General features: G+C 68.9%; 16 protein-coding genes. 10 read left to right on the top strand and 6 right to left on the bottom strand.

Going from position 1 to position 17,351, the window contains the following annotated elements; all coding sequences use genetic code 11:
• Positions 1 to 33: 33 nt before the first annotated feature.
• The 4 genes from AC07PV_RS16285 to AC07PV_RS16270 all read right to left on the bottom strand — a co-directional run bounded on the left by AC07PV_RS16285 (position 34) and on the right by AC07PV_RS16270 (position 4,186).
• Positions 34 to 1,080: a VWA domain-containing protein gene (locus AC07PV_RS16285; protein WP_218295769.1), complete on the bottom strand. Its 1,047-nt coding sequence runs from the start codon at positions 1,078 to 1,080 to the stop codon at positions 34 to 36.
• Positions 1,081 to 1,106: 26 nt separating this feature from the next.
• Positions 1,107 to 2,144: a DUF58 domain-containing protein gene (locus AC07PV_RS16280; protein ID WP_492253724.1), complete on the bottom strand. Its 1,038-nt coding sequence runs from the start codon at positions 2,142 to 2,144 to the stop codon at positions 1,107 to 1,109.
• Positions 2,125 to 3,120: an AAA family ATPase gene (locus tag AC07PV_RS16275; RefSeq protein WP_494630773.1), complete on the bottom strand. Its 996-nt coding sequence runs from the start codon at positions 3,118 to 3,120 to the stop codon at positions 2,125 to 2,127. Before AC07PV_RS16275 ends, AC07PV_RS16280 begins: the two co-directional genes overlap by 20 nt.
• A 121-nt stretch (positions 3,121 to 3,241) precedes the next feature.
• On the bottom strand, positions 3,242 to 4,186 hold the full coding sequence (locus tag AC07PV_RS16270; protein ID WP_492253722.1) for a S1C family serine protease: 945 nt from the start codon (positions 4,184 to 4,186) through the stop codon (positions 3,242 to 3,244).
• Positions 4,187 to 4,290: 104 nt separating this feature from the next.
• Between AC07PV_RS16270 and AC07PV_RS16265 the strand changes: the two genes are divergently transcribed.
• The 9 genes from AC07PV_RS16265 (at position 4,291) to AC07PV_RS16225 (ending at position 14,594) form a co-directional block, all read left to right on the top strand.
• Positions 4,291 to 5,136, top strand: a complete 846-nt coding sequence (locus tag AC07PV_RS16265) for a TatD family hydrolase (protein ID WP_492253721.1) — start codon at positions 4,291 to 4,293, stop codon at positions 5,134 to 5,136.
• A 95-nt stretch (positions 5,137 to 5,231) separates the two neighbouring features.
• Positions 5,232 to 5,804 (top strand): DNA-deoxyinosine glycosylase, encoded by a 573-nt coding sequence (locus AC07PV_RS16260; protein ID WP_494630771.1) that lies wholly within the window; start codon positions 5,232 to 5,234, stop codon positions 5,802 to 5,804.
• 9 nt (positions 5,805 to 5,813) lie between these two features.
• On the top strand, positions 5,814 to 6,581 hold the full coding sequence (locus AC07PV_RS16255) for a class I SAM-dependent methyltransferase (RefSeq protein ID WP_218339990.1): 768 nt from the start codon (positions 5,814 to 5,816) through the stop codon (positions 6,579 to 6,581).
• 39 nt (positions 6,582 to 6,620) lie between these two features.
• Complete coding sequence (gene tfpB, locus AC07PV_RS16250) at positions 6,621 to 8,414, top strand: type IV pilus assembly ATPase TfpB (RefSeq protein ID WP_494630770.1); 1,794 nt, start codon at positions 6,621 to 6,623, stop codon at positions 8,412 to 8,414.
• A 124-nt stretch (positions 8,415 to 8,538) separates the two neighbouring features.
• The gene (locus AC07PV_RS16245; protein WP_218295762.1) at positions 8,539 to 9,027 is read left to right on the top strand and encodes a tripartite tricarboxylate transporter TctB family protein; all 489 of its coding nucleotides are present in this window, start codon (positions 8,539 to 8,541) and stop codon (positions 9,025 to 9,027) included.
• A 15-nt stretch (positions 9,028 to 9,042) separates the two neighbouring features.
• Positions 9,043 to 10,554, top strand: coding sequence for a tripartite tricarboxylate transporter permease (locus tag AC07PV_RS16240; protein WP_218295761.1), 1,512 nt, complete (start codon positions 9,043 to 9,045; stop codon positions 10,552 to 10,554).
• 120 nt (positions 10,555 to 10,674) lie between these two features.
• A complete protein-coding gene (locus tag AC07PV_RS16235; protein ID WP_492245906.1) occupies positions 10,675 to 11,973 on the top strand; it encodes a DUF3422 family protein in 1,299 nt (432 codons plus the stop codon).
• Between the two features lie 51 nt (positions 11,974 to 12,024).
• Entirely contained in the window at positions 12,025 to 13,647 is a 1,623-nt protein-coding gene (locus AC07PV_RS16230; protein ID WP_492245905.1) for a gamma-glutamyltransferase family protein, read from the top strand.
• Positions 13,647 to 14,594 (top strand): DMT family transporter, encoded by a 948-nt coding sequence (locus tag AC07PV_RS16225; protein WP_218295758.1) that lies wholly within the window; start codon positions 13,647 to 13,649, stop codon positions 14,592 to 14,594. Before AC07PV_RS16230 ends, AC07PV_RS16225 begins: the two co-directional genes overlap by 1 nt.
• Before the next feature lie 150 nt (positions 14,595 to 14,744).
• Here the strand turns inward: AC07PV_RS16225 and AC07PV_RS16220 are convergent, their stop codons facing one another.
• On the bottom strand, positions 14,745 to 15,791 hold the full coding sequence (locus AC07PV_RS16220; RefSeq protein WP_492245903.1) for a M48 family metalloprotease: 1,047 nt from the start codon (positions 15,789 to 15,791) through the stop codon (positions 14,745 to 14,747).
• Positions 15,792 to 15,802: 11 nt separating this feature from the next.
• Positions 15,803 to 16,414 carry an SH3 domain-containing protein gene (locus AC07PV_RS16215; RefSeq protein WP_494630768.1) on the bottom strand — a complete coding sequence of 204 codons (612 nt, stop codon included), beginning with the start codon at positions 16,412 to 16,414 and terminating at the stop codon, positions 15,803 to 15,805.
• Positions 16,415 to 16,482: 68 nt separating this feature from the next.
• On the opposite strand from AC07PV_RS16215, the gene AC07PV_RS16210 reads away from it, so the two are divergent.
• The gene (locus tag AC07PV_RS16210) at positions 16,483 to 17,313 is read left to right on the top strand and encodes an SDR family oxidoreductase (RefSeq protein ID WP_218340002.1); all 831 of its coding nucleotides are present in this window, start codon (positions 16,483 to 16,485) and stop codon (positions 17,311 to 17,313) included.
• Positions 17,314 to 17,351 lie beyond the last annotated feature (38 nt).

The following is a 17,351-nucleotide window of genomic DNA, read 5'->3' as shown; positions in this document are numbered from 1 at the left end:
CCTGCCTGCGGGCTCGCGCGTGGCGCCGGGGGCCTACATCACCCTCCCGTACCACCAGACCGAGAGTGCTGCTGCCAGCAGGGCCAGCACGGCGCCCGCCAGTGCCAGCAGGGCAGAGATCTCGGTTTCCTTCTTCTCCACCGTCAATCGCGAACTGAGCGTTTCGTAGACCTTCTTGAGGTCGGCCGCCGTGGCCGCGTGGAAGTACTCGGCGTTCGTGCGCGTGGCCACGGCCTTCAGGGTTTCTTCGTCGAGCCGCACGCGCATCGACCACCCTTCGAACCCTATCGTCTCGCCCTGCACGGTGCCCACGCCCACGGTGTACACGCGCACGCCGCGGTCCGCCGCCCACTTGGCGGCTTCAAGCGGGTCCACGCCCGTGGTGCGCTGCCCGTCGGTCAGCATGATGATGGCCGCCGAGGTGTAGGAGCCCGGCGCCACCGGGGTGAAGGGCTTGGCGGGGTCCTGCTTGTTGCCGATCTCGTCGATGGGCTTGGGACGCATCGCCTGGCGGCCCCCCAGCGCCGCGATGTCGATACCCGCATCCGGAAAAATGGTGGCCAGCGACAGCATGATGCCGTTGCCCGTGGCCGTGCCGCGCTGCAGCTGGAAGCTGTCGATGGCCTTGACCAGGTCTTCACGGCTTTGCGTGGGCAGCTGGGCCAGCTGCGCGCTGCCCGCGAACGCCACGATGCCCACGCGCACGTGGCGCGGCAGCTCGGCGATGAAGGCCTTGGCGGCATTCTGGGCGGCGGTGATCCGGTCGGGCTCCACGTCGGCGGCGCGCATGCTGCCCGACACGTCCATGGCCAGCATGATGGTCTGGTCCTGCGAGGGCAGGGTGATCACGGCCAGCGGGCGCGCGGCCGCCAGCAGCAGGGCGATCAGCGCCAGCAGGAAGAGGGCGGGCGGGATGTGGCGCCGCAGGCGCTGGCCGGGGCCCATGGCCTCGCGCACCAGCGACAGGCTGGAGTAGCTGAGCGCCGTCTTCTTGCGCCGGTGCAGCAGCCACCAGTACAGCAGCACCAGCAAGGGCGCGACCAGCAGCAGCCAGAGCAGGGTGGGCCAGAGAAAAACCATGGTGCGGTCCTTGGTGGCGTGGTGGTTCAGGCGGCGGTGGGCAGGGCCGCTTCCGAGGGCGCGGGGGCGGAGGGGGCGCGCGGCGCCCGCACGCGGCGCTGGCGCAGGTCCATGAAGCGCAGCAGCGCATCGACCAGGTCGTCGTCGGTGCACAGTTCCAGCGTGTCGGCGCCGGCGCGGGCCAGGCCCTCGCGCAGCGCGGCCTCGCGCTCGGCGGCCAGGCGGGCGAAGCGGCGGCGAAAGGCCGCGTCGTGCGTGTCCACCTGCAGCTGCTCGCCGCTTTCGGCGTCGCGCAGCGTGATGAGGCCGACGTCCGGCAGCGCGAGCTCCAGCGGGTCCAGCAGGCGCACGGCCACCACGTCGTGCCGCTGCGCCAGCTGGGCCAGGGGTTTCTCCCAGCCGGGCGCGCTGATGAAGTCCGACACCACGAACACGGTGGCGCGGCGGCGCAGGTTGGCAAGCCCCGCCTGCAGCAGCCGGTGCAGTTCGGTGGCGGCGCCGCCGCCCTTCGCGCGTGTGGGCGTGGCCGCCTTTTCAGGGGCCAGCAGGCGGTGCACCAGGTGCAGCACATGGGCGCGGCTGCTGCGCGGCGGCAGCACGGCGTCCACCGCGCGTTCGGCCTGGCCGCTGGCGCCGCCGTACAGCATGGCGCCCACGCGGTTGCCGTGGCGGGTGAGCAGGCGCGAGAGCACGGCCACGAAACCCGTGAGGATGTCTCGCTTGGCATGGCCTTCGGGGCCGAAGCTGATGGAGGGGCTCAGGTCCAGCAGGAACCAGGCGGTCATTTCGCGGTCTTCGGTGAACACGCGCACGTGCGGCGTGTTCAGCCGCGCGGTCACGTTCCAGTCGATGTGGCGCACGTCGTCGTGCGGCTGGTATTCGCGCAGGTCGGCCAGGTCCAGCCCGGTGCCGCGCATCAGGGTGCGGTAGTCACCCTGCAGCAGGCCGTCGAGCCGGCGGATGACCTTCCACTCCAGCTCGCGCAGCAGGCGGTCGGCCTGCCCCGGCAGGGTGGGCAGGACGTGGACCGTGGCGCCGGGGGGGTCAGGCGGCTTTTTGCTCATGGTGCAGCGGGCGCGCGGGCGCCGGTATCTTGGCCATGATGCGCTGGATGAGCGCGTCGGCGTCCAGGCCTTCGGAGAGCGCCTCGTACGACAGGGCGACGCGGTGGCGCAGCACGTCGGCCGCCAGGGCGGTCATGTCCTCGGGCAGCACGTAGTTGCGCCCGCGCAGCATGGCCAGGGCCTGGGCGCCCTCGGCCAGGGCAATGGTGGCGCGCGGGCTTGCGCCGCAGCTGATGTAGTCGGCCAGGTCCTTGAGGCCATGCCGCGCGGGCTCGCGGGTGGCGGCCACCAGCTTCACGGCATATTGCAGCATCGACGGGTCTACATACACAGTGCGGCATTCGGCCTGCAGCGCCGCCAGCTGCGCGGTGGTGGCCACGGGCAGCACCTGCACGGGCAGGTCCAGCGCGCGCTGGGCGATCACGAACTCTTCTTCCTCGGTGGGGTAGCCCAGCAGCACCTTCATCATGAAGCGGTCCACCTGGGCCTCGGGCAGTGCGTAGGTGCCCTCGGTCTCGATGGGGTTCTGCGTGGCCATCACCAGGAAGGGCTCGGGCACCTTGTGGGTCTCGCCCGCGATCGTGACCTGGCGTTCCTGCATCACCTCCAGCAGCGCGCTCTGCACCTTGGCGGGCGCGCGGTTGATCTCGTCGGCCAGCAGCAGGTGGGTGAACACGGGGCCCAGCGCGGTGCTGAATTCGCCGGTCTTCTGGTTGTACATGCGCGTGCCCACCAGGTCGGCGGGCACCAGGTCGGGCGTGAACTGGATGCGCTTGAAGCTGCCCTGGATGGTGCTGGCCAGCGTCTTCACGGTGAGCGTCTTGGCCAGTCCCGGCACGCCTTCGACCAGCAGGTGGCCCTGGGCGAGCATGGCCACCATCACGCGTTCGAGAAAGCGGTCCTGGCCCACCACCACGCGCTTGACTTCGTAGAGCACCTGTTCCATCAGGGTGGCGGTGTTCGTTGTGGCTTCCATGGCTTTCCTTCCTTGTCAGGGTTCAACGATGCTGCGAGCCGTACGTGGCCTACGCCACAGGGTGCGTTCCCCTCCCGAAGGAGAGGGGGAAGGCGCGAAGCGACTCAGGGGGTATTGCATGCTAGAACGGCGGCATGCCCACGGCCGAGGCCGCGTTCTCGATGGGCACCGCGAAGCCGATGCCGATGAAGGTGCGCGCCGGGGTGGGGTTGAGGATGGCGGTGACGATGCCCACGACCTCGCCGTCGAGCGTGACCAGCGGCCCGCCGGAGTTGCCCGGGTTGGCGGCGGCGTCGAACTGGATCAGGTTGCTGAGCTGGCGCTTGCCCTCGGGCGAGGTGAATTCGCGTTTGAGGCCCGACACCACGCCGGCCGAGGCGGAGGGGCCGATGCCGAAGGGAAACCCCACGGCCACCACATGGTCGCCGGGGCGCAGGTCCTGGGTGGAGCGCAGCGGGGCGGCGAACAGGTCGTCGGGCACCTTGTGGGCCTGCAACACGGCCAGATCGTTTTCGGGCTGTGCGCCGGTGATGCTGGCCGTGGTCTCCAGGCCGTCATGGAAGGTGATGGCGATGCGGTCGGAGCCCGCCACCACGTGCAGGTTGGTCAGGATGATGCCCTTGTCGACGATGACCACGCCGGTGCCCACGCCACGCTCGACTTCCTCCTTGCCATTCTTGCCGCGGCCGTAGCCCACGACACGCACCACCGAGGGCGAAATCGCTTCCGCCGCGCGCGCAGCGGCGGAGGGCGGGGTGGTGGTCTCCAGCGTGCGCAGCACGGCGGCATCGATGTCTTCCTGGGTGATCCTGCGGGGGGCGGGGCCCTGGTGCAGCCACAGGCTGGCGATGAGCAGGGCGCCAAGCAGCGCGATCATGGTCCACAGGCCGCGCACGTGGCGCCGGGACAGCATCGTGCCGCCCGTGGTGGCGGCAGGCGCAGGAGACGGAGGCGCAAGGGGGGCGGCTCCATCGGCATCGGCCGTGGGTGCGGGGAGCGTGGCCGCCGCTTGCGCCGGGGGGCGGCGGGCAGGGCGGGAGCTGCTGTAGAGGGCGGGCCGGGGCATCCTAGTCACCTTTTCTACTGCGCCGGGGAAAAGCGCATGGTTTTCACGTTAGCACGTATCGCGGCCGGATGCACATCCAAGGTTTCGTCAGGCATCATGGCCGGATGACCGCCTGGATCGATACGCACTGCCACCTGGATGCCCCGGAGTTCGACCCCGACCGCGACGCGGTCCGCCAGGAGGCGCGTGCACGCGGCGTCGCGCATTGCGTGATCCCGGCCGTCGAGCGCGGCAACTGGGGCACCGTGCGGGAGCTGGCGCACCGGCATGGGGACAGCTATGCGCTTGGCATCCACCCCCTGTGCACGGGGCGCGCCGACGACGGGGACCTGGATCTCCTGGCGCAGGAGCTGGAGCAGCACCACGCGGACCCGCGCCTTGCCGCCATCGGCGAGATCGGTCTGGACTATTTCGTGGGCGGCCTGGACCCCGTCCGGCAGGAGCGGTTCTACCGCGCGCAGCTCCAGCTGGCGCGCCGGTTCGATCTGCCCGTGATCCTGCATGTGCGGCGTTCCGCCGACAGGCTGCTCAAGGGCTTGCGGGAGCTGCCCGTGCAGGGCGGCATCGCCCATGCCTTCAACGGCAGCCTGCAGCAGGCGCAGGCCTTCATCGGGCTGGGGTTCAAGCTGGGTTTCGGCGGCGCGATGACCTACGACCGGGCGCTGCAGCTGCGCCGCCTGGCGGCCGAGCTGCCCGGGGATGCACTGGTGCTGGAGACCGATGCGCCCGACATCCCGCCCCACTGGCTGTACACCACGGCGGCGCAGCGCGCCGAAGGCCGGCCCCAGGGCCGCAACGCGCCGGCAGAGCTGCCGCGCATCGCCCAGGCGCTGGCGCAGCTGCGGGGCCAGTCCGCGCGGATGCTCGCGCGGGCCACCACCGCGAATGCCCGCGCGGCGCTGCCCCGGATCGCGGCGCTGGTGCCGCTGGAAGCTCCAAATGAGGAGTAATTTTGGAGGTTTCGGCTGTGTGGTGCACGGTTTGCAGCTATCTTTTTTTGTGAACGCGCACAGGGGCTGGCGCGGTTTCAGTCCAGAATCGACGCATGCCTGACGTCCATGCACCTGGTTCCATGCCCGTGCCCGCCACCACCCGGTGGCAGGGGCTGCCGCCCATCGCTGGCGAAGGGACGGTGGTGCTGATCCTGGGCAGCTTTCCGGGCGCGGCCTCGCTGCGGGCGCGCCAGTACTATGCCCATCCGCAGAACCATTTCTGGAAGATCCTGCAGGCCCTCTGGCCAGGGCACCCCCTGCTGCCCGCAGGGAGCGGCGATCCCTACGCGCAGCGCTGCGAATGGCTGCTGGCGCGGGGGCTGGGGCTGTGGGATGTCTATGAAAGCTGCGAGCGGGAAGGCAGCCTGGACACCAGCATCCGCAACGCGAAGGTCAACGACTTTGCGCGCCTGCACGGGCGCTGCCCCCGGCTGGCGGCCGTGGCCCACAACGGTGCCGAAAGCTACCGGCATGCCCCGGCGGTGCTGCGAAGCCTGGGGCCGATGTGCCTGCCGCCGGTCGATGCCGTGCGCCTGCCCTCCACCAGCCCGGCCAACGCCTCCTGGAGCTTTGAACGTAAATTGGCCGCCTGGGCGGAGCTGATGGCCGCCCACGGACTGCTTTGACTGCCTGGAATGACCCGAAAAAAGAACACCACCCCCCGCGAACTGCCCGAAGTCAGCGTCTCCGACGATGGCGAGGTGCGGCACCTGCACCTGGGCACGCCCTGGATCCAGGGCTCCATGCGCGTGGCCGAGCCCTTCGAGCTGGAGCTGGAATACGTGCAGCGCATGATGGCCTGGCTGCTGTTCGCCGAGCCCTCCCAGGTGTCCAAGGGGCATGCCATGCAGCTGGGGCTGGGGGCGGGCGCCATCACCAAGTTCTGTCACAAGAAGCTGCGCATCTGCACCACGGCCATCGAGCTCAACCCCCAGGTGCTGGCGGTGTGCCGGCAGTGGTTCAAGCTGCCGCCCGACGGGCCCAAGCTGCGCGTGGTGCTGGCCGATGCCGCGCAGGAGATCAGGAACCCCATGTGGCTGGGCACGGTGGATGCGCTGGCCGTGGACCTGTATGACCACGAGGCGGCCGCGCCCGTGCTCGACAGCCCGGATTTCTACGCGGACTGCCGCGCGCTGCTGACCGATACCGGCAGCATGACCGTCAACCTGTTTGGCCGGGCCTCGAGCTACGGCCGCAGCCTGCAGAGCATGGCGGCCGCTTTCGGCGAAGAGGCGCTCTGGTCGTTCAAGCCCACGCGCGAGGGCAACACCGTGGTGCTCGCGCAGCGCACGCCCACCCGCCCCAAGCGCACCGAACTGGCCGCGCGGGCCGAGGCCATCCAGGCCCGCTGGGATCTGCCCACCGCCAAGTGGCTGCGGGCCTTCAAGCCGGTGGTGGCCTGACCACCGCCGGCCCATGGCTTCATTCTGGAAAGGTTCTCGATGAAAACATCCCTTGTTTCTCCGGATGGCGTGGCGGTCCGGCCCTATGCGGGGCCGGTGGACTGGCGCCGGGTGGTGCAGTGGCTCAGCGATGACCAGGTGATCTCCCCGGAAGAGGCGCAGCGCACCGTCGCGCGCTGCTCGCAGGCCGAAAGCTCGCAGCATGCGCTGGTGCGCCTGGCCAACGTGGCCATGGAGCGCGCCAGCGACGGCAAGCCGCTGGACATCGAGACCCTGTCCGAGTACCTGGCCAAGCGGGCAGGACTGCCCTACCTGCGCATCGATCCGCTCAAGGTGGACGTGGGGCGCGTGGCCGACACCATGAGCGCCACCTATGCCGAGCGCCACAAGGTGCTGCCCGTGCAGGTGACCCCCAAGGAAGTGGTGGTGGCCACCTCGGAGCCCTTCATTGACGACTGGGTCGCGGAGGTGGAGCGGCAGTCGCGGCGGACCGTGCGCCGCGTGGTGGCCAGCCCGCTGGACATCCATCGGTTCACGGCGGAGTTCTTCGCGCTGGCCAAGTCGGTGCGCGCCGCCCAGAAGGCGGGGGGCAATTCCGGGGGCAGCAGCTTCGAGCAGCTGGTCGAGCTGGGCAAGAGCAACAAGCAGCTCGACGCCAATGACCAGGGCGTGGTCAAGGTCGTGGACTGGCTCTGGCAGTACGCGTTCGACCAGCGCGCCAGCGACATCCACCTGGAGCCGCGGCGCGACCAGGGGGTGATCCGGTTTCGCATCGACGGCGTGCTGCACCCCGTCTACCAGATGCCCATGGGGGTGCACAACGCCATGGTCTCGCGCATCAAGCTGCTCGGGCGCATCGACGTGGTGGAAAAGCGCCGCCCGCAGGACGGCCGCATCAAGACGCGCAACCAGCGCGGCGACGAGGTGGAAATGCGGCTGTCCACCCTGCCCACGGCGTTCGGCGAGAAGATGGTCATGCGGATCTTCGACCCGGACAACGCCGTCAAGGACCTCGATGCCCTGGGTTTTGCCCAGCACGACGCCGCCCGCTGGGAAGGGCTGGTCAAGCGCCCGCACGGCATCATCCTGGTGACCGGGCCCACCGGCTCGGGCAAGACCACCACGCTGTATTCCACGCTCAAGCGGGTGGCGACCGAGGAGGTCAACGTCAGCACGGTGGAAGACCCCATCGAAATGATCGAGCCCAGCTTCAACCAGACGCAGGTGCAGCCGCAGCTCGACTTCAACTTCGCCGAAGGCCTGCGCGCCCTGATGCGCCAGGACCCGGACATCATCATGGTGGGTGAAATCCGCGACCTGGAGACGGCCGAGATGGCCATCCAGGCGGCGCTCACGGGCCACCTGGTGTTCTCGACCCTGCACACCAACGATGCCCCGTCCGCCATCACCCGGATGATGGAGCTGGGCGTGCCGCCCTACCTCCTGAACGCCACCCTGCTCGGGGTGCTGGCGCAGCGCCTGGTGCGCACCCTGTGCAGGCAGTGCAAGCAGAAGGACGATGCGGCGGACCGCGAGACCCTGATGGCGGTGGTCAAGCCCTGGAAGCTCAGCGGCGGCTACCAGCCGTACAAGCCCGTGGGCTGCGTGGACTGCCGCATGAGCGGCTTTCGCGGCCGCATGGGCCTGTATGAGCTGCTCACGGTGAGCGAGGCGCTCAAGGAAAAGATCAACCAGGCACCCTCCATCGACATGCTGCGCCGCCAGGCCGTGCAGGACGGCATGCGGCCGTTGCGCCTGGCGGGCGCCTTGCGGGTGGCCGAAGGCCTGACCACGCTGGACGAGGTGATCACCGCGACGCCACCCCTGGAGTGAAGTCCGCCGCGCGGGCGGGGCCTGGGCGGCCAGTCGTTACCGGATGTAGGTGGAATCCACATCCGCGCGCGCCCTGGTTGCCCCCACAATCGCGCAGTCGAGATTTCCGCCAAGGAGACAATTCGTGAAAATCAAAAGTCAAAAAGACTTCTTTGCCGGCCTCATGTTCATGGGTGTCGGTGTGGCGTTCGCGTGGGGTGCAACCACGTACAACGTCGGCAACGGTGCCCGCATGGGCCCGGGCTACTTCCCGCTGCTGCTGGGGATTCTGCTGGCCATCATCGGCAGCGCGATCACCTTCAAGGCCACCACGGTGGAAACCCAGGATGGCGACAAGATCGGAAAGTGGGCCTGGAAGCCGCTGTTCTTCATCCTGGCCGCCAACTTCGCGTTCGGCATCCTGCTGGGCGGCCTGCCGAGCCTGGGCATTCCGGCCATGGGCCTCATCGTGGGCATCTATGCGCTGACCTTCATTTCGAGCCTGGCTGGCCAGGAGTTCCATGCGAAGTCCGTGTTCGTGCTGGCCACGGTCTTGGCTGTCGGCAGTTACGTGGCATTCGTCTGGGCGCTCAAGCTGCAGTTCCCTGTGTGGCCGAGTTTCATCACGGGTTGAGCAGGAGCACCGACCATGGAATTATTTGACAATCTCTCGATGGGTTTTGGCGTGGCTTTCACGTTCCAGAACCTGATCTACTGTTTCATCGGCTGCCTGCTGGGCACGCTGATCGGCGTGCTGCCCGGCATCGGCCCCGTGGCCACCATCGCCATGCTGCTGCCCGCCACCTATGCGCTGCCCCCGGTGGCGGCGCTGATCATGCTGGCCGGCATCTACTACGGCGCCCAGTACGGCGGCTCCACCACCGCCATCCTGGTGAACCTGCCGGGTGAATCGTCCTCGGTGGTGACCGTGATCGACGGCTACCAGATGGCGCGCAAGGGCCGGGCGGGCCCGGCGCTCGCGGCGGCCGGGCTGGGCTCGTTCTTCGCCGGCTGCGTGGGCACGCTGATCCTGGCGGCCTTCGCGCCCCCGCTGACCGAAGTGGCCTTCAAGTTCGGCCCCGCCGAATACTTCTCGCTGATGGTGCTGGGCCTGATCGGTGCCGTGGTGCTGGCTTCGGGTTCGCTGCTCAAGGCCGTGGCCATGATCGTGCTGGGCCTGCTGATGGGCTTGGTGGGTACCGACGTGAACTCGGGCGTGGCCCGCTTCAGCTTCGACATCCCTGAACTGACCGACGGCATCGGCTTCGTGACCATCGCCATGGGCGTGTTCGGCTACGGTGAAATCATTGCCAACCTCTCGCGCCCCGATGACGAGCGCGAAGTGTTCACTGCCAAGGTGGAAGGCCTGTTCCCCACCAAGGAAGACTTCAAGCGCATGATTCCTGCCGTGCTGCGCGGCACGGCACTGGGCGCGGCGCTGGGCATCCTGCCCGGTGGCGGTGCGCTGCTGGCGGCGTTTGCGGCCTACACGGTCGAGAAGAAGACCAAGCTCAAGCCCGGTGAAGTCCCCTTCGGCCAAGGCAACATCCGTGGCGTGGCGGCTCCCGAGTCGGCCAACAACGCCGGTTCGCAGACCTCCTTCATCCCGCTGCTGACGCTCGGTATCCCTCCCAACGCCGTGATGGCGCTGATGGTGGGCGCGATGACCATCCACAACATCCAGCCTGGTCCCCAGGTGATGACCAGCAACCCCGAACTGTTCTGGGGCCTGATCGCTTCGATGTGGATCGGCAACGCGATGCTGGTGATCCTGAACCTGCCCCTGATCGGCATCTGGATCAAGCTGCTGACCGTGCCGTACCGCTGGCTGTTCCCTTCCATCGTGCTGTTCTGCGCGGTGGGCGTGTACTCCACCAACAACAACACCTTCGACATCTGGATGGTGGGTATCTTCGGCCTGGTGGGCTACATCTTCCACAAGCTGGGCACGGAACCGGCACCCTTGCTGCTCGGGTTCATCCTGGGCCCGATGATGGAAGAGAACCTGCGCCGTGCGCTGCTGCTGTCGCGTGGCGACTGGAGCGTGTTCGTCACGCGTCCGCTGTCGGCCGGCCTGCTCGCTGCCGCTGCGCTGCTGCTCGTCATCGTGCTGCTGCCTTCGGTGAAGAACAAGCGCGAGGAAGCGTTCGTGGAAGACTGATCGCACCTCTTTTCCCATCCGACTCCAGAACAGCGGCACCTTCGGGTGCCGTTGTTTTTTGGAGAGCCCGGGGGCCTGCGCACCCTCGGCGCCAGTGGACAATCGCGGGCAGAGGTCCGCATGTCCACTCCATTCCATCTGCCGCAGCATCCCCACCGGGCGATGCTGCACAACGAAATCCACGCCCGCCCGCCCGAGGCCATGACGGCCCCCCTGGCCATCGCGCACATCGTGATGCTGGCCGATGCGGCCGGGCGCGAAGCGAGCCGGGCCCATGCCGCCGCCCTCCTGCGCGACCACCACATGGCCCTGCCCGATGCGCACACCACCCACCTGCGCATGGACCTGGGCGCCTACCGCATGCGGTGGGAGCTGCACACCGAGTTCGTCTCCTGGACTTTCATGGTGCCCGCGACGGCGGATGCCTTCGGCGAGCGGGAGCCCGCCAGCGCGGTGGATGCCGTGCCCCGCGAGTGGCTGGCGGCCCTGCCCGGGCAATGCCTGTGCAGCCTGAATCTCTGGGTGCTGCCCACGCACACCTTTGGCTCGGGCTCGCTGGTCAAGCACGTGCTGCACGAGGACACGCTGGTGGCCTCCACCGTGGCCGACGGGCATGGCGAGGTCTACACCGACTTCGCCATCCATGCCGACGGTTTCTCGCGCATGGTGCTGCTTGCGGGGGGCATGACGCAGCGCCGCCTGGGGCGGCTGGTGCAGCGCCTGCTCGAAATCGAGACCTACCGCATGGCGGCCCTGCTGGGCCTGCCCGCGGCGCGCGAGGCGGCCAGCGTGCTGGCGTTCGCCGAGCGTGAGCTGGCCGAGCTGGCCGACGCCATCCGCACCGCCAACCGCGATGCCGAGCCCGTGCTGCTGGACCGCCTGACCCGGCTGGCCGGGCAGGTGGAAAGCCAGTACGCCGCCACGCACTCGCGTTTCTCGGCCAGCAGCGCCTACTTCGAGCTGCTGGACCGCCGCATCGAGGACATCGCCGAATCGCGCCTGGCGGGCATGCAGACCATCCGCGAGTTCATGGACCGGCGCCTCACGCCCGCGCGCAGCACCTGCGAGTGGGCGACCCGCCGGCAGGATGCGCTGTCGCAGCGCGTCTCGCGCATGAGCAACCTGCTGCGCACCCGGGTGGAGATCGAGCAGCAGCAAAGCAGCCAGGCGCTGCTGACCACCATGAACCACCGCCAGGACCTGCAGCTCCAGATGCAGTCCACGGTGGAAGGCCTCTCGGTGGCGGCGATCACGTACTACATCGTTGGCCTGGTGAGCTACCTGGCCAAGGGAGCGCAGAAGCTGGGCTGGCCGCTTTCCCCCGAGACGACGGCCGCCATTGCGATTCCGGTGGTGGCCGTGGGCGTCTGGTGGTCTCTGCGAAGGCTGCACCACAAGGTGTTCCGCAAGCGCCATTGAAGCCGCGCAGGGGGCGGGGCGCAGCCGCCGGCAGCGGCAGATAATGGCCCGATGCCGTTCAGCTACACCTCTTCCTATGCCAGCACCCGCCTGCCGGTGTTTGCGCGCAATGTCGTTTCCACGTCCCACCCGCTGGCTGCCCAGGCGGGCTTGCGCATGCTGCAGCAGGGCGGCAATGCCGTCGATGCGGCCGTGGCGGCGGCCGCTGCCATGACGATCTGCGAGCCCGTGAGCAATGGCCTGGGCAGCGATGCGTTCTGCATCCTCTGGGACGGGCAGGCCTTGCAGGGGCTCAACGCCTCGGGCCGCGCGCCCGCCGCCTGGACGCCCGGGTACTTTCACAGCCGCTACGGCAGGGGGCAGGCGACGCCGCCCCGGCGCGGCATGGATGCCGTCACCGTGCCGGGCGCCGTCAGCGCCTGGGTGGCCCTGTCCGAGCGCTTTGGCAAGCTGCCTTTTGCCGACCTGATGGAGCCCGCCGCCGAGATCGCCGAGCGTGGCTACCTGGTGCCGGTGGTGGTGCAGCAGAAATGGGCCGCCGCCGTGCCCGAGCTGCAGTCGCAGCCAGGGTTTGCGCGGAGCTTCATGCCCTGGGGGCGCGCGCCGCGGGTGGGTGAGCTGTTCCAGTTCGCGGCGGCTGCGCGTGCCTTGCGCGCCATCGGCGCCACGCGGGGGCAGGCGTTCTACACGGGCGAAATCGCCCAGGCGCTGGTGGCCTTCTCGCAGGCCCAGGGCGGCAGCCTGGCGCTGGCGGATCTGGCGGCGCACCGGCCCGAATGGGTCACCCCCATGGCCCGCAACTACCGGGGCCACACGCTGCACGAGATTCCGCCCAACGGGCAGGGCATCGCCGCCCTCATCGCGCTGGGCATCCTCGACCAGTTCGATCTGGCGGGCCTGCCCGTGGATGGCACTGCGTCCCAGCACCTGCAGATCGAGGCGATGAAACTCGCGTTCGCCGATGTGTACCGCTACGTGGCCGAGCCATCGTCCATGGAGGTGACACCCGCCCAAATGCTCGATGACGCGTACCTGGCATCCCGTGCCAAACTGATCGACATGAAGCAGGCGCAGGATTTCGGGGCGGGCAATCCGGCCAAGGGCGGCACGATCTACCTGACCGCGGCCGACGAGAACGGCATGATGGTGAGCTTCATCCAGAGCAACTACATGGGCTTTGGCTCGGGTTGCGTGGAGCCCACGTTCGGCATCAGTCTGCAGAACCGGGGCCAGGCGTTCAGCACCGACCCCGATGGCCCCAATTCCGCCAATCTGGTGGCGCCGGGCAAGCGGCCGTTTCATACCATCATCCCCGCCTTCCTGACACAGAACGGCCAGCCCGTGATGAGCTACGGCGTGATGGGGGCCAACATGCAGCCCCAGGGCCACCTGCAGACCCTGGTGCGCATGCTGGACTATGGCCAGAACCCGCAGGCGGCCTGTGATGCGCCGCGCTGGCGCTTCAACGAAGGGCTGTCGATCAACGTCGAGGCCGCCATGCCCGCCGCCACGGTGCAGGGGTTGCTCGGCCTGGGGCACCAGATGGAGGTGCTGCAGGACTCCTACCAGGACTTCGGTGCCGGCCAGTTCATCTGGCGCATGGGCGACCCCAAGGTGCAGGGCTACCTGGCCGCCAGCGATCCGCGCCGCGATGGCCAGGTGGCCGGCTATTGATGAGATTTGAGAAAAAAGTGCCTCCAGCCCAATCAGTACAAGCGCTAGCAGCTAGAAAAAATGTAGCAACCGGCCTGTTGCTCGCCCTGCTGGGTTCCATCGCCTTCAGCGGCAAGGCCATCATCGTCAAGCTCGCGTACCGCTACGGAGTGGACGCGGTCACGCTCATCATGTACCGCATGCTGTTTGCGCTGCCCATCTTCGCCGTGATGGCCTGGTGGGCCAGCCGGGGCAAGCCGCCCCTGTCGCGCAAGGACTGGCTGGGCGTGCTGGGCCTGGGGCTCACGGGCTACTACCTGGCGAGCTTTCTGGACTTCGCGGGGCTGGCCTACATCAGCGCCAGCCTGGAGCGCCTCATCCTGTACCTGAACCCCACGCTGGTGGTGATGCTCGGCTGGGTGCTGTACCGGCGCGGCATCCACTGGGGCCAGGCCGTGGGCATGCTGATCAGCTACTGCGGCGTGGTGCTGGTGTTCGGCCACGAGGCCAACCTGCAGGGCGCCGATGCGGCCTGGGGCACCCTGCTGGTGTTCCTGAGCGCGGTGAGCTATGCCATCTACCTGGTCTACAGCGGCGAGCTGGTGCGGCGCCTGGGGTCGTTGCGGCTGGTGGGGCTGGCCACCACGGTGGCGTGCCTGTGCTGCCTGCTGCAGTTCGTGGTGCTGCGGCCCTTCAGCGCGGCCGTGGTGGCGCCCGAGGTGATCTGGCTGTCGGTGCTCAACGCCACGCTGTGCACGGCCGCTCCCGTGCTCATGGTGATGATGGCGATCGAGCGCGTGGGCGCCGGCATGACCGCGCAGACCGGCATGGTGGGGCCGCTGTCCACCATCCTCATGGGCGTCTGGATCCTGGGCGAACCCTTCACGGTGTGGGTGGCCGCGGGCACGGCGCTGGTCATCGCCGGCATTTTCGTGTTCACGCAGCTCGCGCGCCGCCAGCAGGCCTGATGAAGGTCCTTGCCGTGGTGCTCCGAATGCCACGCGATACGGCCGGGGGAGGGGCGCTGTCGGGCATGAAAAAGGGCAGCGCGCGCTGCCCTTTTTTCTTGTTGTCCCGCCGCGCGGGCACACCTGTTGGGGGCCCCGGGCACCGCTCCGCTACGAGGTCTTTTTCCGCGCGGGCGGCGCGGGCTTGCGGGCGGGCGCCGCCGCCGGATTCACCGCGCCTGGCACCGCGGCGGCGGGGCCGGAGGCCGCCGAAGGCTGGGGGTTGAGGCGCTGCGCCACCGTGACGGGTGCCACGCCCATGAAGCCATCCAGGTTCTTGCCCATGGCCAGCTCCAGCTGCTCCAGCCGTGCCTGGGCGGGCGGATGGGTGGCCAGGGCCAGCGTGAACATGGGGTTGTCGGGCGCGGCCGTGCGCAGCTGCTGCAGCACCGCCACCAGCCCATACGGATCGAAGCCCGCGCGCGTGGCCAGGGCCACGCCGGTGCGGTCCGCGTCGTACTCGTCGGCCTGGTCCAGGCCGCGCGCATACAGGTTGCGGCCCAGCGCGAGGAACTGCGAGGCCACCAGGTTCCCCACGGCGTTGGTCTTGATCTGCGACGCCACCAGCTGCGTGAACATGCCGGACTGCGCGGTCTTGCGCATGGCGTGCAGGTGGTGCCTGGCGGTGACGTGCGTGATTTCGTGGGCGAGGATGCCCGCCAGTTCGGCCTCGTCCGCGCAGCGGTCGATCAGGCCCTTGGTCACGAACACGTAACCCCCCGGCGCGGCGAATGCGTTGTACCCGGGATCGTCCAGCACGACGAAGGTCCAGGGAAGATGGGGGCGCTCGGACTGCAGGCTGATCCAGCGCCCGAGGTTGTTCACATAGCGCTGCAGGGCCATGTCCGGGTGCAGCGGTTTGCTGCCCAGCAGCACGGCGGCGAGCTGGCGGCCGATTTCAATTTCTTTCGGCTCGTCGATGCTCTCCACCGAGCGCGTGAGCAGGCTGATGAGGTCGTCGCCCCGGGCGGCATTGCCGCCGCCGCCGGTGACGGCGCCCAGCAGGCCGCCACCGCTGCTGCTGGTGCCTCCACCCAGCGAGTTGAGCAGGTTCATCACGTTCTGGGCATGGCCGCAGACCGGCACCAGGGTGAGCGCCAGGGCGGCGCACGCAGCGGCCAGCGGCCGCGTGCAGGCAGGGGAAAAGGGCAGTCGCATGGCGGCTTTCCTCAGTTGGGGCTGAAGTTGGGGTCGGAAGGATTGGCCGAGGAGCCCGTGGCTCCCGGGCTGCCGCTGGACGATGGACGCTGGGGCGCCGCCAGTGGCGGCACGGCGCGTGGCTGCAGGGAGGCGGTGGTCGCGAACTGGCGTGCCTGGTCCGCATTCACCCGCAGGCCCTCCGCCTGGCCGACGGCGGCCGGGTTGGGCTGCGCGTTGGCGATGTCTTCGGCGCCCAGGCCGCGGATGCCCACGGTGGATGTGGCCGTGGTCGTGGGGCCGCTGTTGCCGCCGAACAGACCGCCCAGGCCCCGCAGGCCGCTCGTGGCCGCGTTGTTGGAAGGTGCGGCCGAGCCCGACTGCGGACCCAGGTCGAACATGTGCACCCAGCCCGTCGCGCCCTGCGGCGTGCTCACCCGGGTCCAGGGGCCCTTGCGCTCGTTGCTGCGGGTGACCACGGTGTTGGCCTCCAGGGGCGCCACGCTCGCGCCAGTGTCGGCGGGGGTGTCGCGCAGTTGCGTGGCGCGCTTGACCACGGCGGACTCCTGCGCTTGCGCGCCCAGGGGCGCCAATGCGGCCAATGCCAGCCAGGCGGCAAGGGCTCCGCGGTGCAGCCAGTTCATCTTGCAACTCTCCACGTATGATGGTTTTCAAAGGCCGCAGGGTGCAGCCGTCAGAACCGGAGATTGTTATGGATTTGGGTATCGCAGGCAAATGGGCGCTGGTGTGCGGCGCGAGCAAGGGCCTGGGCTATGGCTGTGCACTGGCCCTGGTGCGCGAGGGCGTCAATGTGGTCATCAACGCCCGCAATGCGGACGCCCTCGATCAGGCTGCTACTCAATTGATAGCTGAAGCCGCACAAAATTCTAGCGCTGGCGGGCAGAATCAGCCAAAGCCACGGGTGCTGGCCGTGGCCGCCGACATCACCACCGCCGCCGGACGGGAGGCCGTGTTCTCCGTGGCCGGCGGGCCAGGGCGTGACTTCGACATCGTGGTGACCAATGCCGGCGGCCCCCCCACGGGCGACTTCCGCGAGTGGGACCGGGACGCATGGATCAAGGCCGTGGACGCCAACATGCTCACCCCCATCGAACTGATCAAGGCCACGGTGGACGGCATGGCCGCACGGGGCTTTGGCCGCGTCGTCAACATCACTTCCAGCGCCGTGAAGGCGCCCATCGACATCCTGGGCCTGTCCAACGGCGCGCGCAGCGGGCTCACCGGCTTCGTGGCCGGCGTCTCGCGCAGCAAGATCGCCGCGCGCGGCGTGACCATCAACAACCTGCTGCCCGGCAAGTTCGACACCGACCGGCTCGCCGCCACCGTGAACGCGGCCGCCAGCAAGGCCGGCAAGAGCGTGGACGACGTGCGCAGCGCCCAGCAGGCGCAGATTCCGGCCGGGCGCTACGGCACGGCCCAGGAGTTCGGAGCCATCTGCGCGTTCTTGTGCAGCCAGCAGGCGGGCTACATGACGGGGCAGAACGTGCTGGCGGACGGCGGCGCCTACCCGGGCACTTTCTGACCTTCTGATCCGGGCGGCGGCGCAGGCGCCTGCCTGAG

This window comes from Acidovorax sp. GW821-FHT09A11, from assembly GCF_059418365.1.
This window is presented reverse-complemented; position numbering and strand designations above follow the sequence as displayed.